This window comes from Arthrobacter hankyongi (genome assembly GCF_022012395.1).
GTDB lineage: Bacteria > Actinomycetota > Actinomycetes > Actinomycetales > Micrococcaceae > Crystallibacter > Crystallibacter hankyongi.
Window position 1 is genome coordinate 534817 of sequence record NZ_JAKLTQ010000001.1, and the last position, 25087, is coordinate 559903.

At 69.3% G+C, this 25087-nt stretch carries 27 protein-coding genes, 2 pseudogenes and 1 riboswitch; of the genes and pseudogenes, 12 read left to right on the forward strand and 17 right to left on the reverse strand.

Features of this window, described 5'->3' with window-relative positions; all coding sequences use genetic code 11:
- Positions 1 to 83 precede the first annotated feature (83 nt).
- The 4 genes from LVY72_RS02370 to LVY72_RS02385 are packed head-to-tail and all read left to right on the forward strand — an operon-like array spanning position 84 to position 3178.
- Positions 84 to 494 carry a TOBE domain-containing protein gene (locus tag LVY72_RS02370; protein WP_237817841.1) on the forward strand — a complete coding sequence of 137 codons (411 nt, stop codon included), beginning with the start codon at positions 84 to 86 and terminating at the stop codon, positions 492 to 494.
- Entirely contained in the window at positions 491 to 1285 is a 795-nt protein-coding gene (gene modA / locus LVY72_RS02375) for a molybdate ABC transporter substrate-binding protein (protein WP_237817842.1), read from the forward strand. The genes LVY72_RS02370 and modA overlap by 4 nt, the downstream gene beginning before the upstream one ends.
- 49 nt (positions 1286 to 1334) lie before the next feature.
- The gene (locus LVY72_RS02380; RefSeq protein WP_237818163.1) at positions 1335 to 2120 is read left to right on the forward strand and encodes an ABC transporter permease; all 786 of its coding nucleotides are present in this window, start codon (positions 1335 to 1337) and stop codon (positions 2118 to 2120) included.
- Positions 2117 to 3178: a sulfate/molybdate ABC transporter ATP-binding protein gene (locus tag LVY72_RS02385; RefSeq protein WP_237817843.1), complete on the forward strand. Its 1062-nt coding sequence runs from the start codon at positions 2117 to 2119 to the stop codon at positions 3176 to 3178. Before LVY72_RS02380 ends, LVY72_RS02385 begins: the two co-directional genes overlap by 4 nt.
- Positions 3179 to 3592: 414 nt before the next feature.
- On the opposite strand, the pseudogene LVY72_RS24835 reads toward LVY72_RS02385, so the two are convergent.
- A pseudogene (locus LVY72_RS24835) lies at positions 3593 to 4060 on the reverse strand (relaxase/mobilization nuclease domain-containing protein); the annotation flags it as partial.
- A gap of 26 nt (positions 4061 to 4086) precedes the next feature.
- On the reverse strand, positions 4087 to 4500 hold the full coding sequence (locus LVY72_RS02390) for a plasmid mobilization relaxosome protein MobC (RefSeq protein ID WP_237817844.1): 414 nt from the start codon (positions 4498 to 4500) through the stop codon (positions 4087 to 4089).
- A gap of 416 nt (positions 4501 to 4916) precedes the next feature.
- Here LVY72_RS02390 and LVY72_RS02395 point away from each other — a divergent pair, with 416 nt between their 5' ends.
- Both LVY72_RS02395 and LVY72_RS02400 read left to right on the forward strand, forming a co-directional pair.
- Complete coding sequence (locus LVY72_RS02395; protein ID WP_237817845.1) at positions 4917 to 5696, forward strand: N-carbamoylsarcosine amidohydrolase; 780 nt, start codon at positions 4917 to 4919, stop codon at positions 5694 to 5696.
- Positions 5697 to 5934: 238 nt separating this feature from the next.
- Entirely contained in the window at positions 5935 to 6513 is a 579-nt protein-coding gene (locus tag LVY72_RS02400; RefSeq protein ID WP_237817846.1) for an IclR family transcriptional regulator domain-containing protein, read from the forward strand.
- 117 nt (positions 6514 to 6630) lie between these two features.
- Here the strand turns inward: LVY72_RS02400 and LVY72_RS24840 are convergent.
- From LVY72_RS24840 to LVY72_RS02410, 3 genes and pseudogenes are all read right to left on the reverse strand, one after another.
- A pseudogene (locus tag LVY72_RS24840) lies at positions 6631 to 6864 on the reverse strand (IclR family transcriptional regulator domain-containing protein); the annotation flags it as partial.
- A 144-nt stretch (positions 6865 to 7008) separates the two neighbouring features.
- Positions 7009 to 7356, reverse strand: a complete 348-nt coding sequence (locus LVY72_RS02405; RefSeq protein ID WP_237817847.1) for a hypothetical protein — start codon at positions 7354 to 7356, stop codon at positions 7009 to 7011.
- Between the two features lie 181 nt (positions 7357 to 7537).
- Positions 7538 to 9079, reverse strand: coding sequence for a hypothetical protein (locus LVY72_RS02410; RefSeq protein ID WP_237817848.1), 1542 nt, complete (start codon positions 9077 to 9079; stop codon positions 7538 to 7540).
- A gap of 300 nt (positions 9080 to 9379) precedes the next feature.
- Here LVY72_RS02410 and LVY72_RS02415 point away from each other — a divergent pair, with 300 nt between their 5' ends.
- The gene (locus LVY72_RS02415; protein WP_237818164.1) at positions 9380 to 10936 is read left to right on the forward strand and encodes a stealth family protein; all 1557 of its coding nucleotides are present in this window, start codon (positions 9380 to 9382) and stop codon (positions 10934 to 10936) included.
- Between the two features lie 36 nt (positions 10937 to 10972).
- Here LVY72_RS02415 and LVY72_RS02420 read toward each other — a convergent pair whose 3' ends face one another.
- The 4 genes from LVY72_RS02420 to LVY72_RS02435 form a co-directional block, all read right to left on the reverse strand.
- Positions 10973 to 11377 (reverse strand): TraR/DksA family transcriptional regulator, encoded by a 405-nt coding sequence (locus LVY72_RS02420; protein ID WP_237817849.1) that lies wholly within the window; start codon positions 11375 to 11377, stop codon positions 10973 to 10975.
- 79 nt (positions 11378 to 11456) lie between these two features.
- Positions 11457 to 12374 carry a phosphodiesterase gene (locus LVY72_RS02425; RefSeq protein ID WP_237818165.1) on the reverse strand — a complete coding sequence of 306 codons (918 nt, stop codon included), beginning with the start codon at positions 12372 to 12374 and terminating at the stop codon, positions 11457 to 11459.
- A gap of 140 nt (positions 12375 to 12514) precedes the next feature.
- On the reverse strand, positions 12515 to 13387 hold the full coding sequence (locus LVY72_RS02430) for a hypothetical protein (RefSeq protein WP_237817850.1): 873 nt from the start codon (positions 13385 to 13387) through the stop codon (positions 12515 to 12517).
- Positions 13384 to 14067, reverse strand: coding sequence for an RNA polymerase sigma factor (locus LVY72_RS02435; protein ID WP_237817851.1), 684 nt, complete (start codon positions 14065 to 14067; stop codon positions 13384 to 13386). The genes LVY72_RS02430 and LVY72_RS02435 overlap by 4 nt, the downstream gene beginning before the upstream one ends.
- Before the next feature lie 7 nt (positions 14068 to 14074).
- Here LVY72_RS02435 and LVY72_RS24175 point away from each other — a divergent pair, with 7 nt between their 5' ends.
- A complete protein-coding gene (locus tag LVY72_RS24175) occupies positions 14075 to 14203 on the forward strand; it encodes a hypothetical protein (protein ID WP_269092062.1) in 129 nt (42 codons plus the stop codon).
- Positions 14204 to 14499: 296 nt separating this feature from the next.
- On the opposite strand, the gene LVY72_RS02440 is transcribed toward LVY72_RS24175, so the two are convergent.
- Positions 14500 to 15177 (reverse strand): GntR family transcriptional regulator, encoded by a 678-nt coding sequence (locus LVY72_RS02440; protein WP_237817852.1) that lies wholly within the window; start codon positions 15175 to 15177, stop codon positions 14500 to 14502.
- A 134-nt stretch (positions 15178 to 15311) separates the two neighbouring features.
- On the opposite strand from LVY72_RS02440, the gene LVY72_RS02445 reads away from it, so the two are divergent.
- The gene (locus LVY72_RS02445) at positions 15312 to 15785 is read left to right on the forward strand and encodes a VOC family protein (protein WP_237817853.1); all 474 of its coding nucleotides are present in this window, start codon (positions 15312 to 15314) and stop codon (positions 15783 to 15785) included.
- Positions 15786 to 16288: 503 nt separating this feature from the next.
- On the opposite strand, the gene LVY72_RS02450 is transcribed toward LVY72_RS02445, so the two are convergent.
- Complete coding sequence (locus tag LVY72_RS02450; RefSeq protein ID WP_237817854.1) at positions 16289 to 17434, reverse strand: LGFP repeat-containing protein; 1146 nt, start codon at positions 17432 to 17434, stop codon at positions 16289 to 16291.
- A gap of 405 nt (positions 17435 to 17839) precedes the next feature.
- A riboswitch (cyclic di-AMP (ydaO/yuaA leader) is annotated at positions 17840 to 18016 on the forward strand.
- 4 nt (positions 18017 to 18020) lie between these two features.
- Here LVY72_RS02450 and LVY72_RS02455 point away from each other — a divergent pair.
- The 3 genes from LVY72_RS02455 (at position 18021) to LVY72_RS02465 (ending at position 20170) form a co-directional block, all read left to right on the forward strand.
- Complete coding sequence (locus tag LVY72_RS02455; protein WP_237817855.1) at positions 18021 to 18821, forward strand: C40 family peptidase; 801 nt, start codon at positions 18021 to 18023, stop codon at positions 18819 to 18821.
- A gap of 495 nt (positions 18822 to 19316) precedes the next feature.
- On the forward strand, positions 19317 to 19601 hold the full coding sequence (locus LVY72_RS02460) for a DUF3040 domain-containing protein (RefSeq protein ID WP_237817856.1): 285 nt from the start codon (positions 19317 to 19319) through the stop codon (positions 19599 to 19601).
- Positions 19602 to 19663: 62 nt separating this feature from the next.
- Positions 19664 to 20170, forward strand: coding sequence for a ferritin (locus LVY72_RS02465; RefSeq protein WP_237817857.1), 507 nt, complete (start codon positions 19664 to 19666; stop codon positions 20168 to 20170).
- A 91-nt stretch (positions 20171 to 20261) separates the two neighbouring features.
- Here the strand turns inward: LVY72_RS02465 and LVY72_RS02470 are convergent, their stop codons facing one another.
- Genes LVY72_RS02470 through LVY72_RS02495 form a run of 6 tightly spaced genes read right to left on the reverse strand, consistent with a single transcriptional unit; the run spans position 20262 to position 25025 of the window.
- Positions 20262 to 20558, reverse strand: coding sequence for a YciI family protein (locus tag LVY72_RS02470; protein WP_237817858.1), 297 nt, complete (start codon positions 20556 to 20558; stop codon positions 20262 to 20264).
- Positions 20559 to 20562: 4 nt separating this feature from the next.
- On the reverse strand, positions 20563 to 20841 hold the full coding sequence (catC, locus tag LVY72_RS02475; RefSeq protein ID WP_237817859.1) for a muconolactone Delta-isomerase: 279 nt from the start codon (positions 20839 to 20841) through the stop codon (positions 20563 to 20565).
- Between the two features lie 45 nt (positions 20842 to 20886).
- Positions 20887 to 22287, reverse strand: a complete 1401-nt coding sequence (locus tag LVY72_RS02480) for a short-chain fatty acid transporter (protein WP_237817860.1) — start codon at positions 22285 to 22287, stop codon at positions 20887 to 20889.
- Positions 22284 to 23234: a 3-hydroxyacyl-CoA dehydrogenase gene (locus LVY72_RS02485; RefSeq protein ID WP_237817861.1), complete on the reverse strand. Its 951-nt coding sequence runs from the start codon at positions 23232 to 23234 to the stop codon at positions 22284 to 22286. Before LVY72_RS02485 ends, LVY72_RS02480 begins: the two co-directional genes overlap by 4 nt.
- Entirely contained in the window at positions 23227 to 23943 is a 717-nt protein-coding gene (locus LVY72_RS02490; protein WP_237817862.1) for an SDR family oxidoreductase, read from the reverse strand. The genes LVY72_RS02485 and LVY72_RS02490 overlap by 8 nt, the downstream gene beginning before the upstream one ends.
- Positions 23943 to 25025, reverse strand: a complete 1083-nt coding sequence (locus LVY72_RS02495) for a cyclase family protein (RefSeq protein WP_237817863.1) — start codon at positions 25023 to 25025, stop codon at positions 23943 to 23945. The genes LVY72_RS02490 and LVY72_RS02495 overlap by 1 nt, the downstream gene beginning before the upstream one ends.
- Positions 25026 to 25087: the final 62 nt, after the last annotated feature.

Sequence of the window (25087 nt, forward strand, 5' to 3'; positions counted from 1 at the left end):
CGTCCCTCCGCCGGTGCGGAACAGATAGCGACCAAGACTTTGGCGAATGAGGAATTTGCAGATGCGTCTGAAATAATAGTTTTATGCCGCAGATACGGATTTCGGATGCCGCGCGCTTCCTGGGGGTCAGCGACGACACGGTCCGCCGCTGGATCGATTCCGGCAACCTGGCCGGCTCCAAGGACGCCTCCGGCTACGCCGCCGTCGACGGGCTGGAACTGGCCCAGCTCGCCCGGAAGCAGGCCGTGCTGCCGGAGGATCCCACGGGCATCGGCAGCTCGGCACGCAACCGCTTCGTGGGCCTGGTGACGGACATCATCATCGACAAGGTCATGGCCCAGGTAGAGCTGCAATGCGGCCCGCACCGGGTGGTATCGCTGATGAGCGCCGAGGCCGTCAGGGAATTGGGGCTGGAACCCGGTTCGGTCGCCACCGCCGTCGTCAAGGCCACCACCGTCATCGTCGAAACCCCACAGGGAAAAGGCACCGTATGAAACTCTTCCGACCTGTCGGATCACTGCTGCTTGGCGGCACGCTCGCGGCCTCGCTGGCCGCCTGCGGTTCCGGCACCCAGAATGCCGCGCCCGCGTCGTCGGCCTCCGGTGCCGAGGACGGCACACTCACGGTCTTCGCCGCCGCCTCGCTCAAGCAGACCTTCACCGAGCTCGCCAAAACGTTCGAACAGCAGCATCCGGGAACCAAGGTGGCGTTGAACTTCGCCGGGTCCTCGGACCTGGCCACGCAGATAACCGAAGGCGCGCCTGCGGATGTCTTCGCCTCCGCCGACACCAAGAACATGGACAAGCTGGCCGCCGCTTCGCTGGTGGCAGGCAAGCCGGAAAACTTTGCCACCAATGTGCTGACCATCGCCACCCCGCCGGATAACCCGGCCGGCATCACCTCCTTCGCAGATCTGGCCAAGCCAGGCGTCACCGTGGTGGTCTGCGCTCCCCAGGTACCCTGCGGCGCCGCCGCTCAGAAGGTCGAGGCTGCCAGCGGAACCACGCTCAAGCCGGCCAGCGAGGAATCCGCCGTCACGGACGTGCTCGGCAAGGTCGTCTCCGGCGAGGCTGATGCGGGCCTGGTCTACGTCACAGATGCCAAGGGCGCCGCCGGCAAGGTGAAGGAGGTCCCCTTCCCCGAAGCCAAGGACGCGGTGAATACCTATCCGATCGCCGCCGTCGGCACCAGCGCACAGAAGGAATTGGGAGCGGAGTTCATTGACCTGGTCACCGGTGAAGAAGGACGCAAGGTCCTCGGTGCGGCCGGCTTCGGCCGGCCCTGACGGGCGGGCGGGCCGGCGCCGACGGCAATCCGCCGCGGGGTCCCCGGGCCTGCCGCGGTGGATCCTGCTGCCTGCCGCCCTGGGCTTCCTGGCCGTCCTGCTGCCGCTGGCTGCCATGGCCGCGCGGGTCAACTGGTCCGAGTTCCTTCCGCTGGTGACCTCCCCGGCTTCGCTTACCGCTTTGGGCCTGAGCCTGCGCACCGCCGCGGCCAGCACCCTGCTGTGCGTGGTCCTGGGCACCCCGGCTGCGCTGGTTCTGGCGCGCACGCGGTTCCCCGGGCAGCAACTGCTGCGGGCCCTGGTCCTGCTGCCGCTGGTGCTGCCGCCGGTAGTCGGCGGCATCGCGCTGCTCTACACCTTCGGCCGCCGCGGACTGCTCGGCCAGACCCTGGAGGTGCTGGGTATCCAGATCGCGTTTTCGACCACGGCGGTGGTGCTGGCGCAGACCTTTGTGGCCATGCCGTTTCTGGTGGTCAGCCTTGAGGGAACGCTGCGCACCGCCGGGAACCGGTACGAGGCGGTGGCCGCCACCCTGGGCGCCCGGCCGACGACGGTGCTCACCCGGGTCACCCTCCCGCTGATCCTGCCCGGACTGGCCTCGGGGGCGGTGCTCTCCTTCGCCCGCGCCCTGGGCGAATTCGGCGCCACGCTCACCTTTGCCGGCAGCCTCGAGGGCGTCACCCGGACGCTGCCGCTGGAGATCTACCTGCAGCGCGAGACGGATCCGGACGCCGCGGTGGCCCTGTCCCTGGTGCTGGTGGCCGTCGCCGCCGTCGTCGTCGCCGTGTCCTACCGCAAGACCTTTACCGGCGCCTTGGACGCCGCGGCACGGTGAGCTTCCAGTTGGAGGCCGAGGTCGCGGCGCGGGGATTCGGCGTCTCGCTGGCCCTGGCGCCGGGCGAAACCGTGGCCGTGCTCGGGCCCAACGGGGCGGGCAAATCCACGCTGCTCTCCGTGGCTGCCGGGCTGCTGCGTCCGGATGCCGGCCGGGCCGTGCTGGACGGCCGCACGCTGTTCGACCTGCCGGCCGGCCCTTGGCTGGCGCCGCACCTGCGCGGCACCGTGCTGCTGGCCCAGGAGCCGCTGCTCTTCCCGCACCTGAGCGTGCTGGACAACGTCGCCTTCGCCCCCCGCAGCGCCGGAGCCGGCCGGCGCAGCGCCCGGGAAGCCGCCCGCCGCTGGCTCGCCGAGGTCGACGCCCTTGAGCTGGCCGGCCGCCGGCCGGCCGAACTGTCCGGCGGCCAGGCCCAGCGGGTCGCCGTCGCCCGGGCGCTGGCGGCGGATCCGCAGCTGCTGCTGCTGGACGAGCCGCTGGCCGCGCTCGACGTGGCTGCCGCCCCGATGCTGCGGCGGCTGCTCAAGCGCGTCCTCGCCGGCCGGCGCGCGGTGATCGTCACCCACGACGTGCTGGACGCGCTGATGCTCGCCGACCGGGCGGTCGTCCTCGAGGACGGCCGGATCACTGAAGACGGCCCCGTGCGCCGGATCCTGGAGCGTCCGCGCAGCCGCTTCGCGGCCGGGCTGGCCGGGCTGAACCTGGTCAGCGGCACCGTTGCCGGGGACGGCCTGCTGGCCGCCGACGGCGCCGGCGGACTGACCGGCACCACCGTGACCGGGACGCCGGACCCTGCGGCCGCCACCGGACAGCCCGGCATCGCGGTGTTCCGCCCGGCGGAGGTGTCGGTCTTCGCCGAGCCGGTCCACGGCAGCCCGCGGAACACCTTCGCGGTCACCGTCAGCGATGTAGAACCGCAGGGCAGCCACCTCCGGGTCCACGCCGGCGGGCTGTATGCGGACATCACCGTCGCGGCGGCCGCGGACCTGGACGTGGCGCCGGGGATGGCCCTGTACTTTTCGGTCAAGGCCACCGCGGTGGAAATCTATCCCGCCTGATCGGCCCCCGCCGCCCCAGCCCGCCGGCGCGGTCCATGCAGCCACCGCCGCGGCCGCAGCCTGCGGGGTGTCCGCCCAGTGCTTCCGCAGCCGGGGCAGGGCCAAATCCCGGGCCAGGGTATTGCCGCCGAACCAGACCGGCCGCTCCCCCGGCCGCGGGCGTTCGGCCACCGAGTAGCCGGTAACCACGTCGGTGCGCCCGGCCGCGAACCTGGGGCGCAGCAGCAGGTGCTCGGCACGGGCTCGGCGGATGAATTCGGCCTCGTCCGCGGCCGCCGCGGCACAGGCCCGCACCGTGTTCGCCAGGGAGTGGCGGCCGAGGTCGGCCCAGCCCTGCCGGGCGGCCTTGGCCTGCTCGGCCGGGGTGTAGCCGCGCCCGACGTACGCCGGGTCCAGCCCGGTCAGCCCGTACCTGGCCTCGAGGGCCCGGCAGACCTGCTGGGAACGGTACTTGGACTTCCACGCATTCCACTTCGTGCCGTCCTCGCGGACCATGGTGGCGACCAGGTGGATGTGGTCGTTGCCGTTCTTGCTCTCCCCGTGCCGGATGGCCGCCCAGCGGCACGGGGCCCTCCCGTCGTCCCCGGCGAAGCCCATCGCCCGGGCAAAGTCGTCGGCAATCCCGGCCCACTGCTGGTCGGCCAGCTGCCCGTCCCCGGCCGGCAGGCTCAGCGAGCAGTAGAACACGTACCCGCCGGCCACCTCCGTGCCGTGGAACCGGCGCGGCCGGTCCAGGTGGGCCGCGACCGCCAGGGCCGCGTCCCGGTCCAGCTCGGTATCGTCGTGCCAGGCCATCACCGCCGCATCCCCGGCCACCAGGTGCGGATCCTCATGTTCGTTCGCCCGCCCCGGCCCCACCAGGTACACCCACAAACCGGCCATCCTGGCCCCCTGGGTGATGTTCGGGATCACGACCGCCCCGATTTAGGCCTCGCGGCCAGCCAGGCCAGCAGCCGGTCAATCCGGATGATCAGCCCGCGCGCGTGCGCGATCGAGGCCGCGGACTCGGCCGGCACCCGTCCGGTGGCCCCGGCATGCCCCGCCAACCGGTTGATGCTGTTCGACACCGTCCCGACCAACTGCTGCAGCCGCGCCAGTTCGGCAATCAACTCCCGCCGGTGCGCCGGCACCTGCCCCTCGGCGCTCAGCGCCGCCTCGATCAACAGCCGCGGCACCGTCACCTGATGCCGCTCCGCCAAAGCCAGCAGCCTGGCTTCCTCCTCCGCGGAGACCTTCACCTCGTGCCGGTGCACCCGCCCGCCGCCGGCCACGTTCGCCCGCCGCCGCCGGCCCCGCCACACCGGATGCTGGTTCCCGTCCATGCCCTCCGCTTCCCGCCTCGGCCAGCGCAGCGACCCCGCCCCCGGGGATCTCCTCCAGAGTGCACGCGCCCCGCGGCACACGTCGAGTACAAAGCAGACTTAGCCGCGCTAAGTCACCAGCTTGCTCCGCCCAAATATCGGCACCGGCCTGTGTGTTCCGGGTGCCTCCGACCGTCCGGCCACAGGGTGTTTTTTGGGACTTAGCGCGCAATTTCATGCCGTTACTACCAAGACCCCTCCCTTGCTGGGCTGCCGGAGTGACGCACCCGCCGATGCTCGCCCCGACCGAGCAGTTGGTCCGAGGGGACACAGATTCGGCGAATCTCTGGTGCTGCGCAGATCCGTGCGCTACAGTAGTCAACACAGCAACCAAGTTGCTCGGTTAGCAACAAATTACCGTGAGAGTGGAGAGAGCAATGACAGTTACGTCCAATACGTCCAACGACATCGAAGCCCGTCTTGCAGCAGTGCTGGAGGAGGCGTTCGAAGCCGGCACGGGCATCTACAACGAGCGCGGCTTCAAGCGTCGGATCGGCTACGGCAACCGCCCCGCCGTCATCCACATCGACCTCGCGAACGCCTGGACCCGTCCGGGCCACCCGTTCAGCTGCCCGGGCATGGAGGAGATCATCCCGAACGTCCAGCGGATCAACGAGGCTGCGCGCGCCAAGGGGGTCCCGGTCTTCTACACCACGAACGTGTACCGCAACCGCGACGCCACCTCCGGCACGAACGACATGGGCCTGTGGTACTCGAAGATCCCCACGGAGACCCTTCCGGCGGATTCCTACTGGGCGCAGATCGACGACCGCATCGCGCCCGCAGACGGAGAGGTCGTGATCGAGAAGAACCGTGCCTCGGCGTTCCCGGGGACGAACCTCGAGCTCTTCCTGACCTCCAACCGCATCGACACCCTGATCGTGACCGGTGCGACCGCGGCCGGGTGCGTGCGCCACACCGTCGAGGACGCGATCGCGAAGGGCTTCCGCCCGATCATCCCCAGGGAGACCATCGGCGACCGTGTCCCGGGCGTCGTGCAGTGGAACCTCTACGACATCGACAACAAGTTCGGTGACGTGGAGTCCACGGATTCGGTGGTGGCGTACCTGAACGGCCTCCCGCAGTTCGAGGACACGGTCCCGAAGACCCTCTCGGATCCCCAGCCCGAGGTCGAGTGCCCCGCGGATCCGGCCTGAGCCACACCGTACTGTCGGAGTCCCGCGGGCCGGCATCCTCAGGCCGAACCGGCGTCAGCCCGGCACCCCTCAGTGGGTGCCGGGCTGACGCACATCTATGAGGACATGGACGTACCGGGCATCCGTACAGGGCGCCCGGCACACCCGTTCAGCCAGAAGAGGACCGATGTTGGCAGGCGAGCGCAACGCCCCCCCCGGGAATCAGGGTGCCGCGGCATCGTTCCTCAACGGATTCACGATGCTCGAGGCATTCTCGACCTCTGATCGTCCGCTTCTCGGCAACATCGAGATCGCCTCGATCATGAGTCTGCACCGGGGCATGGTCTCCCGTATGCCCACCGGTCTGTCCGAAGCCGGATACGTGCAGCGTGACGAGCCTCCGGGGCACTCTCGGCTGGGTCTGGGCATTAACACGATCACCGGCCCGCAACTGGCCGAGCTGGACGTGCGCCGCGAGGCCTTGCCGCACCTGGAGGAACTGCCGGCCGCCGAGGTGGATCGGTTGCTGTCCTCCGGGGCCGGGGCCGGGGACCCCGCGTTCCGGCACCTGGACGCGGTCCGGGAGTCCGGGGTTGCCGTCAACGACGGCGAGACGACGTTCGAGGAGTACGGCGTCTCGGCGCCCGTGCACGACTACCGGGGCGCGGTGGTCGGCTGCATCACCGTCAGCGCTCCCCGCGCCCGCGTGCAGTACCGCGGCAACCAGGCCGAACTGCGCGAGGCCGTGCAGAAGGCCGCCCGCCAGACCCCGGTCCGCCTCGGCGGCGCCCCGGCCGCATCGGTCGCGCCGGCTCCGGAGGTGGAAACGGTCTCCTGACCCCCCTCGGCGCTCAGGCCCCGGGGGCGCCCATACGGGTGGAGATGCGGCGGGCGGCGGCGCGGCACTCGGCGGCCAGCGCCGCGACGGACTCCGGGGGACGCAGTAGAACGGGGCGGCAACGAGGACGCTGGCGACCACCCGCCCGCGGTGGTCCCGCACGGGAGCGGCCACGCCGACCTCGTCCTCGGAGGTCTCGCAGTGGTTCACGGCGTAGCCCTGCTCGCGCACGGTCGCCAGGCGGGCCAGGTACTCCCGCGGTCCGGTGCTGGCCTCGAGCGTGACCCGGCCCTCCCGGAGGAGGCGACGGACGTCGTCGGGGTCCTCGTGGGCCGGTGGGCTCGAAGCCATCGGTTTCCCGCAGATCGCCCTGGCCGCGGCCGAGAGGATCCCCCGGACCGTCGGCTTCGCCGTCACCGCCTGAGCAGGCCGGTCCTCGCCTTCACACCGAACCCCGCCCACCCCAGGTGGGCGGGGTTCGGTGTCGTGGTGTGCCTAGGACCAGATGTATTCCTCGGCGATTGCCCCGTCCTTCCATTTGGCCACCGTCACCATGCGGCTGCCGTCGGCGAACTCGCCGATCACACAGGCCCACTCGCCCGAGCCGAATCCGATGGGGTGCGAGGTGATCTGCGGCGGGGTGCCGCCAGCCGATTCGACGAAGGCCTTCATCGCCTCGATGTGCTCGCCGACCCCGCGGGTGGATACCTGCCCCTTCCAGTCCACCAGCACGTCGTCGGTGTGGTGGTGGGCGAACACCCCGTCCCAGTCGGCCTTGTTCCATCCCTCGAAGTCCAGCTCGTCCATCCCCTGCAGGTTGCGGCCGGTCTGCCCGTCGGCCATGGTCCGCTCCGATTTCCGCCGGCCTTCGGCCGCGGGCCCCGATCGGCCCGCCGTGTCCACCCGGGGCATGGCCAGCCCAGCCTAGGCCGGCATCCCCCGGGGACCCAAGAGTTCCGCCGCGGCTACGGGAGTACCCTGCCTGAAAAGGGCATTATCCGGCAAGTGGATGGGGAGGGAGGGGTCAGGCTTTGAAGATGTCCTTCCGGACGCCCATGATGACCAGGTCCCCCTTCTGCGCCGTCTTCAGGTACTTCGTCACGTTCTTCAGATCCAGCGCAATGCAGCCGAAGGTCGGGACCGGCTTGGCGTGCAGGAAGATGGCGAAGCCCTGGCCCTGGCGGATCTTCTGCCCCGGCCCGCGGTTGTAGTTGATCACCACCGCCTGCCGGTAGTCGCCGCCGCGCATGATGTTCCACAGGTTCTCGTCCGGCCAGCGCTCGAAGAACGGCGAGGCGGCGTCGTAGTACTTGTTGTACGAACTGCCCGGAGTGCCGCTCCAGCGCGAGCGCGGGTTCAGCGTCCGGTAGCCCAGGCCGGTGCCCGGATTGCCCTCGCCGAAGGCCTCGGTCACGCTGTAGCTGCCCTGCGGCGACCACCGGTTGGCGGTGTGGCCGGAAGGTACGCCGGGCTTCTTGAAGCCCTTGAGCCCGACCGTCGCCGTCGGCGTCTCCCAGGCCTGCACGTAGACGGAACCGATCCGCCTGCAGTTGATGAAGTCCGCCTTATGGGTGCCGTATTTCTCCGCGATCGCGAAGGAGACTCGGCTGGCATAGCCGTGCTGGTACCGGGTCTTGCCGGCGCCCAGGGCCCAGCACTCGTTCTTCGGATAGTAGGCGGCACCGGACTTGCGCGCGATCAGGCTGCCGCCTTGGAAGACCTGCGTGGTCTTGCCGTCCCGGCTCTTGGCATACTGCAGCGGGTAGCCGAGCGTGCCGTTCCGGCCGCCGCGCTTCGTCCATTCGGCCAGCACCTGCCCGGTGAGGGTCTGGGCGCCCGACGCCGGCGAGTAGGCAATCTGCCCCTTCTGGAAGCTCTGGATGGCGCCGTTCGCCTTGATCCCCGTCTTCATCTCCGAGGTCGGGTAGCCCAGCTTGCCGTAGACGGTGTCCGCGGCCCCGTACTTCCTGCCGACGGCGTGGCTGCGGTGCACGGCGTGGGCACCGGTTGCGGCGGTCCAGTAGATGCGCATGGTTTTGCTGCTGCTGCGGCTCGTGTAGGTGCGCGCGCAGCCCTGCTGCGGCAGGGCACACTTGAGGTTGCCGGCGGCCACCAGTTTGAGGGCCGTGGCTTTGGCGGCGATCGCCTTGCGGCCGGCGGTGATGTAGGCGGGCTCGTCGGGCTTCGACGCCGAGGGGGCCGACGGCGACGGCGCGGTCTCCGTCGGCGCCGGTGCCGGTGCGGTCTCCGCCGGGGTAGGAGCCGGGGTGGCGGACGAGACGCTGAAGGCGCCCGGGTCCTCGGACACCGGCGAGGGCGCGGCGGTGGCGGAGGGGGACGCAGCGGCCGGTGCTTCAGGGGCGGACGGCGACGGCGTGGGAACGGGGCCGGGCGGTACCGTGGCTTCCGGTGCAGCCGTGGCCGACGGCGACGGCTGTTCCACCACCGGCGGCCCGGCCTCGCCGGCCTCCGCGGGCAGCGCCGAGGCCAGCACGGCGAAGACTGTGAAGGCGGCAGCGGCAGCCCGGACCCTTATGCGCGGTCCGGGCAGAATCGAAAATGGCATGGTTCCCCCAGGTGAAGTGATCGGCTTAATCTGCACCCTAAATGCATTCGTGCCTCTGACTAGGCACTATCGGCAGTCTGGCGGAATATTTAACGGAAGTTTCAAATCGATCTGCTGCCGGCGGTCCCACAGCCCGTGGACGCAGGCGCCGTCGACTAGGATGCTGTTAACCCACCGGACATTTTTCCGTGTCCGCGCGTTGCCTTTTTTGCCGGCTTGCTTGCCGGCCGCTTTGCCTAGGAGGAATCCATCAGCAACACCGTTGTCCCGCAGGATGTCTACTACGGCGCGCCGGAAACGATCGACGGAACCGATGTCGTCGAAGTCACCTCGCCTGCCGCCGTCGCCCGGCTCAGGGACCGCGAGGACGTGGTCCGGCTCAAGGGCCGCTATGCCCTGGTCAACCGGACGCTGACCCCGCACGAGGCGATGGTGCAGGACCTGCTCTTCATCCGCGGCGTGCTCGACGACGCCGGGCTGTCCTACCTGCTGGTGCGCGGGAACGATTCACGGCCGGTCATCGCCGTGGACTGGCAGCAGCGCAAGGAACTGGTCGCCGCGCTCGTGGCGGCATGCCAGGACGAACCGTTCTATTCGATGACCGTGGACGCCAAGAAAAAGACCGCGCTGCTGGTGGCCGACGGCAAACTGGCCGAAAGCACCCGGCCGCGGATGTTCCGCCTGTACCGCCCGCGGCTGGAACCCGAAGGCGGGCTGCTATACCGCGCCGGCGCCGGCGTGCAGCTGGAATTGTGGAAGTGGGACGAGGACCTGATCCGGCTGCCGATCGAGAACTCGCTGACCCGGCGCACCATCCCGGCCCGCGAAGCCACCCGCGGCACCGTCAACCGCTACGGGCTGGAGTGGCCGACCATCGAGAACATGTTCGCCGACCATGCCGCGGACATCGATTTCGATATCGACATCGTGTTCTCCTGGGTGGACGGGAACAATCCGGAGTACCAGGCGTACCGGGCCAGCTTCATGGAGAACGTCGCCGTGGGCGAGGGCGACGACGCCGAGGCCCGCTTCCGCCAGATCAACGAACTCAAGTACGCCCTGCGCAGCGTGCACATGTTCGCACCGTGGATCCGGCACATCTTCATCGCCACGGACTCCCCCGTGCCGGACTGGCTGGACACCTCGCATCCGAAGGTCAGCATCGTCCGCAGCGAGGAGCACTTCCAGGATCCCTCGGTGCTGCCGATCTTCAATTCCCAGGCGGTGGAGGCCCAGCTCCAGCACATCCCGGGACTGAGCGAATACTTCCTCTACTCCAACGACGACATGTTCTTCGGCCGCCCGGTGGCGCCGAACATGTTCTTCTCCCCCGGCGGCATCACCAAGTTCATCGAGGCCACCACGAGGATCGGCCTGGGCGACAACCATCTGGACCGCTCGGGGTTCGAGAACGCCGCGCGGGTCAACCGGCGGCTGCTGTGGGAACGGTTCGGCCGGATCACCACCCGCCATCTGGAGCACTGTGCCGCGCCGCTGCGCAAGAGCGTGCTGAAGGAAATGGAGCAGGAGTTCGCCGCCGAGTTCAAGGCCACCGCGGCCAGCCGGTTCCGGGCCAAGGACAACATCTCGGTGACCAACTCGCTGTACCACTACTACGCGCTGCTCACCGGCCGGGCGGTCACCAAGGTCGGGGCCAAGGTGAAGTACGTGGACACCACCATGCGCTCGGGCCTGCGGGAGCTGCAGCGGCTGCTGAAGAAGCGCAACCGGGATTTCTTCTGCCTCAATGACGGGAGCTTTCCGGAGGTCGGCGCCCAGGAACGCCAGCAGACAGTGACGGAGTTCCTGGAGCGGTACTTCCCCATCCCGGCGCCGTGGGAGAAACCGGACGGGTAGGCATACCCCGGGCGCCGGGTGCCGGACGCAGCCGGGTCAGGCGACCTCGCGCCGCCGCAGGCTGGCACAGACGATGCAGAACCGTGCCTCGGGACGGGCTTCGAGCCGCTCGCGCGGGATCCTGCTGCCGCACCGCTCGCAGATCCCGTAGGTACCGCGCTCCATCCGTTGCATTGCTTCGAGCACTTCGGCGAGTTCGCCCTCGGTGCTGGCCAGCATGGCTTCTTCGCGGGCGCGTTCGAGGCTGAGTGTGGACCCCTCCGGGTCATGCTCGTCGTCGGCAGGGATGTCCCGGCCGGCGAGGGTTACCTCCCGGATATCGGCCGTCAACCGTTCGATCTGCCGGCGTGCCTCGGCGGCCTTGTCCTCGAGCAGTTGCCGAAAATAATCATTCGGCCGTTCGCCGGATTCGGCTCCGGCACCGGTCAGCGCTTCGCTCATGAAGCACCACCTCCAACTTCAGTGAAGCTAGATTACTCCCGTCCGGCGGCGGCGGCACCAGTTCCGGCCGGTTTGCCTCTCAGCGCGCGTCCACCGTGGAACGGCCCGGGTTGGTAGCTTCCGGAATGACGACGCCGGCCGCGGCCAGCAGCCGGCGCGATTCCTCCTGCGAGACCTGCCGACCCACCGCCGCGCCGCCGCCCACCGGCACCACGGAATGCACCACGGTGTCGTCGTAGACGTGGATCATGTTGTAGCCTTGGGCCCCGTCCCGGCCCCGGGTGGCGCCCTCGGGCCCGGACAGGTCCTGGGTGTAGCAGGTGGCCGAAGCCACCGACACCGGGATCCCGGCACAGGTCGCCGTCGTCGAGTAATGCAGGTGGCCGGCGATGATGGCCCGCACGTCGCTGCCCGCCAGTACCTCGGACAGCCGGGCCTGCCCGCGCAGTTCCACCAGGACGGCCAGCTCCTGCACACTGGGCACCGGCGGGTGGTGCAGCGCCAGGATGGTCCCGTGCGGGGCCGGCTCCCGCAGTTCCTCGGCCAGCCAACGCAGCTGACCGTCCCCGAGTTCGCCGTGGTGGAACCCCGGCACCGTTGAGTCCAGCGCGATAACCCGCAGACCGTTGATGTCGTGCACCCGGTCCAGCGGCGCACCGTCGGCCGGCTCGCCGAGCAGGTGGGTCCGCATCGCCTCGCGGTTGTCATGGTTGCCCATGGCCCAGACAACCTGGGCATTCAGCCGGGCCGCCGCGGGCTCCACGATGGAGCGGAGCTTGGTGTAAGCCTTGGCCTCACCCAGATCGGCCAGGTCGCCGGTGAACACGATCGCCTCCGGACGGACGCCCGAGGCCTCCAGGTCTTCGAAGATCCGCCGCAGCCGGGCCGTGCTGTCCACCACTCCGTAGAGTGGCTGGGGGCCGCCCAGCAGGTGGGTGTCGCTCATGTGCAGGATGAAATGGTTCGGCCGCGGATGCTCGGCCTGGATCGTCTCCATCATTACCTTCTGCATGTGTGGAATCGGGCGTTTCGAATTCCTACTTAACCGTAACCACCCTAATGGTGCCTTAAATTTCCTTAAACATGACACGTCTCGGAAACATCCCGGTGATGACCCAGCGGCTGCGGCGGGCCGGCTCAGTCCGCCCAGCCGTCCCAGTTTCCGTCATCGCTGCTGCCCCAGTCGCGGTCGTCACCGCCGTCCTGGTCAGCGTCGTCCTGACCACCGCCGTCGTCATCCCCGCTGCCCTTCCGGAGCTCCTTCGCAGCGGACTTCTTCGAGCCGCCGTCGTCGTCGTCCGATACTCTTGCCCGGCTGCGCCGGTCACCGTCGCCAGCACCCGCGGACCGCCCGGACTCGGAACGGCCGTCGGCTTCGGGTGCCGTGCGGAGCAGCGCCTTCCATCCCGCATTGTCTTCAGACCAGCGTTTGCCATAACGTCCGGCCTCGCGCGGCTCGGTTTCCACCGGTTCGCGTTCCGTGCCAGCGTCATCCCCCGGCCGGTGCCGGCCGGCACCATCGCCGGTGGCTTGGCGGGCTGCGTCTTTTCCGGTGGTCACCGGAAGGACTGCTGCTGCCTCTTCCTCGGATGCTGCCCACTCGGTGGCAGCCGGCTGCGGCTCCTCGCGCCATTCTGCCGGCTGAAGGTCGGGACCTGGGTCGGTGCGCGGACCGGGTACCTGTCCTCCGGGAACGGCGATCGAGGAGACGAAAGTGTTCACCGTATGCTGCACCTGGGGATTCGCAGCCGCCACGGCCCCGGCACCCAAGGCCATGGCGCCGGCGACGGAGGCCGCAATGATGGCCGCACGGCGGCGGTTGGGCCTGCGCGGTGCGAGCGGCACGGTACCGGCCAGCAAGACCGCGAGTTCCGGCGACGGCTCCGGTGCGGCAGACTGCTGGTTCGTCAGTTCCCGAAGCACCATTTCCAAGCGGACCGAGTCTGTGTGGCCGGTCTCCTGCAGCAGGTTCCGCACAGTATCTGCCGGAACGCTGTAGTCCTGCTTCACGGCATGTCCCCTTCAGCCGGTTCGAGCAGGCCCCGCAGGGCCTGCAGCCCGCGGCGCTGCAGCTCCTTCACTGCGCCGGAGGTCCGTTGCATCACTGCGGCCGTTTCTTCGATGGACAGCCCGGCCACGATCCGAAGCAGCACGACTTCGCGCTGGTCTCCGGCCAGTTCCTGCAACAGGTTCTCCACCCAGCTGCCCGTCCGGGCGGCGGCCCCTTCAGCCGGCGGGACGGGCCGGTGGTCCAACACCGGCGGGTACCCAGCTGCCCTCGGCGACGTGGCCCTGCGCTGGAACTGATCCACCATCCGGGCATGGGCAACCCCAAAGAGTTGTGTCTTGAACGCCTGAATGCCCTTCGCCTTCCGGATGCGCGGAATGACATTCAGGAAGACGTCCTGGCAGCCGCGTTCAGGGTCATCCATCCCGCGGACGCGCAGATACTGCACCACAGCAGGCGCCAGCTCGCGGTACAGCGCCTGCAAAGATGCGGGATCTCCTGTCCGGGCACGCTCAAACGTGGCCTGGTCGATGCGCGGCGCCACTGGACGGCCACCCCAGACGAGTACTGCGGTGCGGCGCAGCGGTTGTGCCGGCCCGGGCACCAGGGACAGCGCGGGCTGCTCCCTGCGTGGCGCGACAGCGACCGGTCCGGACAACCTTCCCGGGTTCTGGGCAGTCATCACCGCCGTGGCGGTTCCTTGCCTGCTGGTGTCCGCCAGATACCTCGGCCGGCTCGCCGGCGGCCTGCCGGCGATCGTCCCGTTGCCTGATTTCGTTGTCAACCTCGTCCTCATGCTCAACTTCATGCCCGACTAGTGCTCCCCTTCATGTTCGACCCCGTCCCCGCCGCAACGCTGAACCGACACGCAGGGCCGTCACACGGCAGGGTGCCGTTCCCGGTTCCGATCCCGGACCAGCGCCGCGCCCGGCCTCGGCGTGGCGGGCGCTATTTGACCGGCAGCATTGGCATCGGCACCCTCACCGGGCGGCCCCGCAGGCAGCTTGCCCGGCCGCGCCGGCAGCCGAGGTGTTTGCCCAACATTCATCCGGCGCCCGCCGCGCTCTCCGACGCTGCTCCACGCACCGGACGGGCAGGAACAGGCGGGCGGGTCTCAGGCGGTGGAGCGCCTCGTATCCGGTCCGGCAGCGGTGAAGCGCAGCGAGAGCCAGTTGTCCCGCACCGCCAACGCCGTGCCCTCGGCATCCGCGCGGCCGGCCAGCTCAATAATGCGCTCATGCTGGGCCACCGAGCCCCGGGCCTGGAGCGAGGCAAAGCGCAGCCGCTCCACCCGGCGCAGGACCGGGGTGGTCTGCTCCAGCACCTCGGCCACCAGCGGATTGCCGCAGGCAGCCACGAACACCCCATGGAAGGCGTCGTCGGCAGCCATCGCCGCCTCGACGTCGTTCGCCGCCAGCGCTGCGGCGAAACGCCGGTTGGCATCCGCGAGCGTGTGCAGCGCTCCGTCCGGAAGCAGCGGCACCGCCAGCCGCGCCGCCAGCTCGTGCATCGCCGCGGACACCTGCTGCGCGCTCAGCGTGGAGGCCGGATCGAATTCGGCCACGGTGGTGCTGTGTCCGGGCCGGGCCACCACCAGGCCCGCCCGTTCCAGCCGCAGCAGGGCCTCGCGGATCGGGGTCCGGCTCACGCCCAGCCAGCTGCCCAGTTCAGCATCCCGCAGCCGCTCCCCCGGTGCCAGCGTGCCGTCCACGATCGCGTCGCGCAGGGAAGCGTAGACGTCGTCGCGCAGCAGCGAGCGCTTGTGCACATCGTGGGCAGGGGGAACCGGCATGCAGATCATCGTATAGCGCCCAAGTCCCGCGGGCCGCGGGACGCTGGGCTCCGCCTGGCACCACCGGTAGAGTGGGCGGCGCAAGGCCCGACGGCGCATCCGGCGCGGGCATCACCGGCACAAGGACGGCCAGCATGAAAACCATCACGCCATGCCTGTGGTTCGACACCGACGCCGAAGAGGCGGCGGAGTTCTACACTTCGTTGTTCGGCAATTCGCGCATCCTCGACATCACCCGCTACGGGCCGGCCGGTCCGGGGCCGGAGGGCCGGGTAATGACGGTCAGCTTCGAACTGGACGGCCAGGAGTTCCTGGCCCTCAACGGCGGACCGCAGTTTACCTTTACCGAAGCCATATCCTTCCAGATTCCGTGCGCGGACCAGGACGAGGTGGACAGGTTCTGGAGCGCGCTCTCCGAGGGCGGTGAGGAAGGCCCGTGCGGCTGGGTCAAGGACAGGTTCGGCCTCTCCTGGCAGGTGGTCCCCAGCATCATGCCGGAGCTGCTCGGCAGCGGGGACGCGGCCAAGTCCCAGCGGGCCATGCAGGCCATGCTGCAGATGAAGAAGCTGGATATCGCCGCCCTGCAGCGGGCGTACGACGGCGCCTGAACGGCTCGGCCGCAAAACAGCACCGGCGCCGGCGGGGCCGGCGCTGCCGCTGTTGTTGCCGCCGGAGGCAGGCGGTATTCTGGCCGCACCTGCCGCGGGATGGAGTCCCGCAGGCCCAGCACAGTTCCGAGGTGCATTGCCGTGACCATTCCCCCGCCCCCGTGGGAACCCCACCCGGATCCCAGCGAGCCGCCGGCGCCCGAGCCCGGACCGGGCGAGCCGCCGCGGCCTAACCCGTTTCCAAATCCATTGCCCGGTCCCGAGCCGGAGCCGCCTTCCCCTCCGCTGCCGCCGGATCCGGGTCCTGTGCCCCGGCCGCAGCCAGGTCCGCCGCCGGATCCCGGGCCCACGCTCCCGCCGCGCCGGCCCTGACCCGCAAAACCGGACCGCAGCCGCACGCCGGTCACGGCCGCGGCGCGGCCGGGCGTTCCGACGTCGAACCAGGGCGGCCATAGCCCGGCCACATCCGAGCCAGGCAGGCAGCCCGCGCGCGGACCTTGCTGCTACCGGCCTGCCGGCAGGTTGATGGTGCCCTTCTGGAACATCTGCGTGCAGCCGTTTTCGCTGCACATCATTTCGGAGGTGGGATAGCCGTAGCGGCCGCCCTCCAACTCCGCCCGGCCGTACTCGCGGCCGATGCCGTGGGACATATCCACCGCGTGCGCCCCGGTGGTTTCGGACCAGTAGATGTCCACCTCCCGCTGCGCCTGGCCGGGCTTGGCCCCGGCGGCAGCATAGCTGCGCCGGCAGCCGTCGGCCGCCAGCCGGCACTCATAGCCGCCGGCAGGCTCGAGCTTCAGCGCGGCCGCCTTAGCGTCGAGGGCACGGACGCCGGCATCATCGAAGGTGAAGGTGATGGTGCCGTGCTGGAACTTCTGCCGGCACCCGCTGCCGGGTGCGCAGACCATGTCGGACACTGGGTAACCGTACCGGCCCCGCTCGTAGGTGGCAGCGGCGAAGGCCCGCCCGATGTCGTGGTTGAGGTCCACCGCCTGGGCCCCGGTGGCGGCGGACCAGTAGATGGCAATCCGCCGGCCGCCGGCCGTGGTGTAGCTGCGCACGCACCCGTCTGAGACCAGCGTGCAGTTGTAGCCATCCGCTGCGCTGACCTGCAGCCGGGCGGCCTTGGCAGCCAGCGCCTGATGGCCGGCGGTGATGTAAGCCTGGTCGATCTGCCCGTGCTCGAAGCGCTGCATGCAGCCGAAGCCCTCGATCCCGCATTCCAGGTCCGAGGTCGGAAAACCGTAGACCCCGCGCTCGTAGCCGGCGGCGACGAACTTCCGGCCGACCGGATGGCCCAGCTCCACCGCGTGCGCACCGGTGCCCGGGCTCCAGTAGAGCGCGATCACCCGGTCCGGGTCCGCCGCGGGCCGGTAGCTGCGAACGCACCCGCCGCCCGGCAGCACACAGCTGTAATCGTTGACAGGACCGAGGCCAAGTTCCTCGGCCTTGTGTTCCAGTGCCGTCCGGCCGGTGGCTGCGACACCATCGGCAGCGGCCCGGGCGAAGTTTCGGGCCGGCCCGTCCGCGGACCACGACGGCGGCGCGGCCGCCTGCGCCTGGGCCGTGCCAACGGGCAGCCCCAGAATCATCAGCCCGGCCAGGACCAGCCGCAGCACCAGGTGCCGGGACGGCCTCGATCCGCGCATTCCTGCTCCTCATCCGCGCACGCTGGAACGCGCACCGCCTCAGGCGATGCGCGAAAGTCTTTCGACTCGCACTGTCGGCACACCGGAGCCGTTCGTTAACCGCTCCGGCAGGTCCGTTTCGACCGGCTCCACAACGGGTGAGACGCAAATCACAAAACCGTGCCGAACCGCCGCCGTCGGTCGTATACGATTTCAACTCGGAAGCAGGGCAAAGGTACTGGTCAGACGATTCATCAGCGCTACAGCCACCCCGCAGACCCCCAACATCCCGACCGCCGAGGAATGGCCGATCTGTCAACCCCTGGCGTTATCAGAATGTGACAGGTTACAGAATCGTTATGTACTGTGATTGACGCGCCGAACCCCACGGAGCGGCGTACTCGGATGGCTTTGCCTAACTCTGCCACCATCCTGAGGCCGTTTCGTATATGGCAGAGGCGGGGGAACCACATCTTCCCGGGCTTCCTGAGCGGAAGCCCTTGGGGTTAAGCCGCGTGACGGACCACGGTCCGTAGGTCCGCACGGCCGGGTGGCTCCCATCCGAATCCGACAGCTAACCTCGCAGGCATTGGGAGAGGTCATTCCTTTGTTCAAGAGCAATCGTGCGCGCCATCGTGCCGTCAAGTCCAGCAACTTCAACGCCATCACTGTGGGCCGCAGCGCCGCCGTCCTCACCGCCGCCTCGGGCATCGTGCTGACCGCCGGCATGCCGGCCCAGGCGTACGCCGGGTCCATCGACAGCGAGTCCTACACCGCTCCGGCGTCCCAGACCGAGGTGGCCCCCGCCGCGGCCAAGGCTGCCACCAGCGCGCAGACCCACACCGTGCTGCCCGGCGACACCCTGGCCAACATTGCGGCCCAGTACGGCGTGAGCCTGGACGACGTCTTCGCCGCCAACGGCCTGGATGCCAGCTCGATCATCTACCCCGGCGACAGCATCAAGCTCTCCGGCGGTGCCGCAGCTGCTGCCCCGGCCGCCAAGGCCGCCCAGTCCGACACCAGCAGCTTCAGCGTCAGCGCCGCCAGCGTCAACATCAAGCCCGTCAGCGCCTCCAGCTCCAGCATCGCCTCGCTGGCCAAGTCCATGGTCGGCAGCCCGTACGTCTGGGGCGGCACCTCCACCTCGGGCTGGGACTGCTCGGGCTTCACCAAGTGGGTCTACGCCCAGCACGGCATCAGCCTGCCCCGCGTCACCACCGACCAGGCCGCTGCCCTGACCCCGACCGGCAACCCGCAGCCGGGCGACCTGGTCCTGCAGAACGGTGGAAGCCACATCGGCATCTACCTCGGCGGCGGCCAGATGGTCAGCGCGCTGAACCCGGCCGACGGCACGCAGATCCACTCGGTCAACGCGATGCCGGTCGACGGCTACTACACCGCCCGCTAAGTACAGCCGGTTCCGGTCACCCGGGAGGGCAGGGATTTCCCTGCCCTCCCGCGGTTGTTAATCCCGGCCGCCGGCCCGGCGCGGCCCGCCCGTCCACCAGGAGACAGCTGTCAGCGCCGCCGGCGAACCGTCCGTGGATTGTGCTCGGTCTGGTTATAGCCATCATCGTCACCGCCACCTCCACCTATCTTTGGATTGTCGATATCCAGCCGGTCATCGACCAGCTCCTGGACCAGGCGGCGGCACCGGCCGCATAGCTGCCAGGCCCCCGGCGAAGTCCGCCTGCGTGGTGCGCGGCCGGTGCGCCGTCGTGAACGGCGTTGGCCCGGTTCGGGCGGACGGGCATGGCGGCGCCGGGCCGCACCCTCCCGGCCTCTGCAATAACGCTGGATAGCTTCCCCGGCAGCGGCACACACCGGTAGATTTATATACAGGTTCACCGTGCCGGACCGCAGCGGGCGCCACCGGCGGCACACCGAACCGCAGGAGGTTCCCATGTCCTTGTCCGACGACGAGAGGCAACGGCTGGCGAAGCTGGGTCACGAATTGGAAGAGGATGATCCCCGCCTCGCCCGGACCCTTTCCGGCAAAGGCATATCCATCTTCGGCCACGGCCTCGGCGCCGGGGCGCTGCTGGTCGCCGCCGGCGTGCTGCTCCTGCTCGTCGGTCTGGCCGGCAACTCGCTGGTCCTGGTCATGTTGGGCACGATCGCCCTCGTCGGCGCCCTGGTGCGCTCAGGCATCGACTGGACGCGGCGGCACCTGCACCACCACCCCTGAGCAGGCGAAGCGCTGCCTTACCTTGGTGGCAGCGCCCGCGGGTGTCGGTTAGGTTCTGGACCATGGAACTGACAGGAAAACTCGCCGACGCGTTCAACAACCAAGTCACGCTCGAGATCCAGGCCTCGCATGTCTACCGGCAGCTGGCCATCGAAATGGACCTCCTGGACCTGCCCGGCATCAGCGGCTGGTTCCGGGCCCAGGCCGAGGAGGAACTCGTCCATGCCCACAAGTTCATCGACCACATGACCGACCGCGGCGCGCATCCGGTCCTCGGCGCCCTGCAGGCCCCCGGCGTCCGGGTGGACGGGGTGCTGGCTGGTTTCGAGGCCGCCCTGGTGCACGAACGGACGGTCTCGGACTCGATCCGCGATCTGTACCGGCTGGCCCAGCAGGAGGGAGACATCGATTCCATCCCGCTGCTGAACTGGTTCGTGACCGAGCAGCTCGAAGAGGAAGCGACCGTGGACGAAATCATCGGCCGCGTCCGGCTGATCAACAACGACGGTCCCGGGCTGCTGCGGCTGGACAGCGAGCTGGGGACCCGCTCCCCCGCTGCAACGGATTAAGACTGATTAAACGGAACGGCCGCCGCAGCTCCCGGAAACCGGGTGCTGCGGCGGCCGCCGGACCGGCGCCCACGGTCAGGCGCCGTGCCGGTCAGAGCATGTTCCGCCCGTCCAGGTAGGCCTTGCGCCACCGGCAGATGGCCACCTCGCCGAAGAGCCCGGCCTTGGCAAACGGATCGGCGGCGATGAACGCCTCCGCCTCGGCCCGGGTCTCGAGATCCACCAGGTAGATCCCGCCCGAGGCCGCCTCGCCGTCCTCGTCGAGCTTGGCCCCGCACGCCAGCAGCAGCTCCACCCGCGAATCCAGGTAGGCCAGATGCTCGTCCCGCACGGCCAGCCGCAGGGCGCCGCCGCCGGGACGGTCGAAGGTTTCGATCAGGTACGGCACCGGCTCAGTGGATGTCGGAGGGGTGCTTGGCCAGCGGGATGACCTCGATGTCCATGTAGGGGAAGAGCGGCAGGCCCGAGAGCATCTCGTGCAGCTCGTCGTTGCTTTCCGCGTTGAACACCGAGTAGTTGGCGTACTCGCCGACCACGCGCCAGATGCTCACCCACTTGCCCTCGCGCTGCAGGTTCTGCGAGTACGCCTTCTCGGTGGCCTTGATCGCCGCGGCCTTTTCCTCCGGCATGTCGGCGGGGATGTTGACGTCCATACGGACCAGGAACAGCATGGTTTTCCCTCTTTCTGGTGGAACTTCCGATGACACCCGGGCGGATCAGCCCAGGAAACCCCAGGACAGGATGGCAACGATGTAGATGATGCCGACCCAGAACATCATGATCACGGTGTAGCCCATGATGTCCTTGAGCTTGAGCTTGGACAGCGCCAGCGCCGGCAGGATCCAGAACGGCTGGACCAGGTCGTTCCAGGCATTGCCCAGCATCACGGACATGGAGGTCTGCGCGGTGGAGGCGCCCAGGGCGTTCGCGGCGTCGATCATGAACGGGCCCTGGACCACCCAGTGGCCGCCGCCGGAGGGGGCGAAGAAGTTGATCACGAACGAGCTGACCAGGCCCCAGAACGGCAGCGTTTCCGGCGTGGAGATGTTGGTGAACACCCCGGCAATGGTGACCACCAGGCCGGAGGCGGCCATGATCGCCATGATCCCGGCGTAGAACGGGAACTGCAGGATGATCCCGGAGATGGTCTTGATGCCCTCGTTGAGCTGGCGCAGGTACGCGTTGGGGGTGCCCAGCAGCAGGATGCCCAGGAACAGGATGAAGAAGTTGATCAGGTTCAGGTCCACGGCGCCGCCGCGGATGAAGTGGACCACCACGTAGGCCATGCCGAGCACGCCGATGGCCATGGCCAGGATGCGGCTGTTGTTCAGCTTCGAGGCCACGGTGTTGGCATCGGCGTCGACGACGGCGGCCTTGGGCGCGGTGCCCAGGTGCAGCGAGCGGTCGATTTCCTTCACCGGCTGGCCCGGCTTCGGGTGCAGCATCGCGTTCAGCAGCGGCAGGGTGACCAGCACGGCGGCGGCGGTGATCAGCATGGGCGCGGAGAAGATGGTCTCGGCCAACGGGATGATGCCCATCTGCTTTTCCATCGGGTGCCCGGGAGTGGAGATGACCATCGGAATGGTGGCCGAGAGGCCGAGTCCGTACATGGTGAAGCCGCTGTAGGCCGCGGCAATGATCAGCGGGTAGTGCACGTCCTTCACATGCAGCGCCAGCTTCTTGGCGACAATGCCGCCGATGACCAGGCCGAAGCCCCAGTTCAGGTAGGAGCCGATGGCGCCGACCAGGGTGGCGACGATGACGGCGGTGCGCGGCTTCTCGACACGGCTGACGATCGCGTCCAGCAGCCGGTCGACCACCGGGGCGTTGGCCAGCACGTAGCCCATGGCCAGGATGACGGCCATCTGGGTGGTGAACGCCAGCAGCGACCAGAAGCCCTCGCCCCAGGCGGCGGTCACGTCGGTGAAGCTCTGGCCCTCGATGACGATGGCCAGGATGACCGTCAGGATGGTCAGCACGATCGCGAAGACGAAGGGATCGGGCAGGTAGCGCCGCATCAGTTCGGTGAAGAAGCCGGCGATCTTCTGCATGACGCCGGCACGTTTGACGGCACCCGGCGGGGTCTGTGGCGGAGTCTCGGTCAGGGTCTTGGTCATGGTGTTGTTTCCTCTTTGAAATGGATCAGTTTCATTAATTGCTCATCGCGCCAGGCCACCCGGGATTCCCAGCCGGCCAGCGGAAGTTGAGTCCGGCGCTCGGCGGCGACCGCCCGGACCAGGTCCTCGGTCCAGGGGTCGTGCTGGCCGCGCTGGGCGCCCATCAGGGCGTAGGCCGGGCCCATCTTGGCGGCGTGGGACTCGATGCCGCCGCGGGTGTTCAGGTCCACGGTCTCGAACGGGCCCATGAAGGACCAGCGCAGTCCCAGGCCCTGGCTGACCACCTTGTCCACGTCCGCGGCGCTGGCGATGCCGTCGCGGACCAGGCAGTAGGCTTCGCGCAGCACCGCGCCCTGCAGCCGGTTGAACAGGAATCCTTCGATTTCCTGGTTCAGCCGCACCGGGCTCAGGCCCGCGGACGTGTAGAGCCGTTCCGCCGCGTCGACGGCGGCAGGATCGGTGAACGGGGCCGGGACCAGTTCGATCACCGGGAGCAGGTAGGGCGGGTTGCCGGGATGTGCCACCAGCACACGGGCCCGGCCGGGCAGCTGGGCGGCGAACGCGGAGGCGGTCAGTGCCGAGCTGGAACTGGCCAGCACGGTGCCGGGAGCCGCCAGCTCGTCCAGCTGGCTGAAGATCCCGCGCTTGAGGTCCACCCGTTCCGGCGCGCACTCCTGGACCAGCGCCGCGCCGGCCACGGCGTCGGCCAGCGAACCCACCGGACGCACCCGGGCCAGGATCTCCGCCGGTTCTTCGGCCAGCAGGCCGTGGCGGGCCAGCTGTTCCAGCCGCACGCTGACCTCGTCCCGGACCAGGCCCAGCCGGCCGGCGTCCGGATCCGTGGCCTGGACGGTGAAGCCGGCACGGGCGAAGACCACGGCGAAGGCGACGCCGATGCTGCCCATGCCGGTGAGGGCGACGGTCTCCGGGCCGGCGTGCTCAGACACGCGAAAGCCCCACCGTCACACCGCCGCACACGTAGTGCGTCTGGCCGGTGACGAACCCGGACCGCTCGTCCAGCAGGTACGCGGCGGCGTGGGCCACATCCTCGGGCGTGCCGATCCGCTTGACCGGCACGCCGTCGATGATCGCCTGCGTGCGCGGGCTGTCCGCGGGGTTGGCCTTTGCGAAGAGCTCGGTGGCAATCGGGCCGGGGGCGACGGCGTTGGCGGTGATCCCGTACTGGCCCAGCTCCAGCGCCCAGACGCGCGTCAGCCCGAGCAGTCCGGCCTTGGTCGCCGCGTAGGCCGAGCGCAGCTCCTTGCCCAGCGCGGCGCGCGAGGAGATGGTCACGATGCGGCCGAAGCCGGCGTCCTTCATGGACGGCAGCAGCGCCTGGGTGCACTGCATTGCCGAGCGCAGGTTCAGTTCCCAGGCCGCGGCCAGTTCGGCCAGGCTCTGTTCTTCGGCCGCCGCGGGGAACACCGCGCCCACATTGTTCACGATGCTGGTGATCGGCCCGCCGGCGAGCGCCTGCTCGAGCGCGGCGGCGGTGGAGTCCACATTGCTCAGGTCGGCGATGATCCCGTCGCCGGCCCGGTCGATGACGACCGCTTCCATGCCCTCGTCCCGGCAGCGCCGCGCGATGGCCGCGCCGATCCCGGCCGCTCCCCCGGTGACCAGGACGCGGCGGGCCGGAGTGGTTGTTTCAGTCATTACACAGTTCCTATGGGGGTAACCGGGGATCCTGTCGCCCCCGGAAGATTCAGCGGCGGCGCCGTGAGCAGGAAGCGGCTTCGGCCGGCGGCGCGCAGGTGGGCGGCCAGCGGGGCCAGCCGCCAGAGCTCGCCCAGATGGATCCCGAGCTTGAACAGGCAATGTTCGTGCAGCGGCAGGATCGACGCCGGCGCGGGCGCCGGGGCCGCCGGGTACATTTCGACGGCGTAGTTGTCGGCGGCGATCGCAGCCAGCCCGGACCGGGTGATCCAGTCCAGCAGCGCAGGGTCGCGCCCGTCCAGCACCGCGCCGAAATGGTGCAGCACCTCGGGGTCCGGCGTGCCGCCCATGGCCAGCACCTTTTCGGCATAGCCGGTGTGGAAGCAGACGATGTCGCCCTCTTCGACCACCACGTTGTCCGCGGCCATGATGTGCCCGATAGTGTCGAAGCCGACGACGGTGTGGGCGTCGCCGAGGTGGGCGTGCAGGTCGATCATCACCGCGCGGCCCTGGACCGGTTTCCCGGCCATGTTGTTGATACCCAAGGCGCCGGCCGAGGAGGTGCTGGTGCCGTGCAGCGTGGCGAACCCGGCGTCGTCGGTGGATTCCGGACCGTTCACCTCGATGCCGGCGCGGAAGCCGTTGTAGTAGACCGGTTCCGGCACGCCGTCGCCGTCGGCGTCGAAGAGCGAGCCGACGTGGGCCAGCGAGTCCCACTGGGTGGAGTACTGCAGGTGCAGCACCGCCAGGTCGTCGTTCATCACGTCGCTGGAGCCGGGCTGGAGGCCGTCCAGCCGGCAATTGAAGTTCACCAGCCCGCTGCGCAGGTTCGGCCGCAGCACCGGCGGCATGCGATTGGCGTTCAGCGCGCTGCCGCCCGGGTAGTCCAGCGGCAGGCTCAGCGCGAAGGCGCGTCCCTCGCGGACCTCGGCCATCCCCTGCAGGACCTTCTGCGGGGTCAGCAGGTTCAGCCGGCCGAGATTGTCGTCCGGACCGAAGTCTCCCCAGTTCGATCCTTCCGGGCGGTTGACCCAGCGGGCAGACCGTACCGGACGATCTGCCGATTCTGGCGCTGCCGGCATGGGTGCCTCCTTCGGGATTCGCGGCCAGGTTCCTGCCACCACGGTTCCGACGGTGTGCCTGC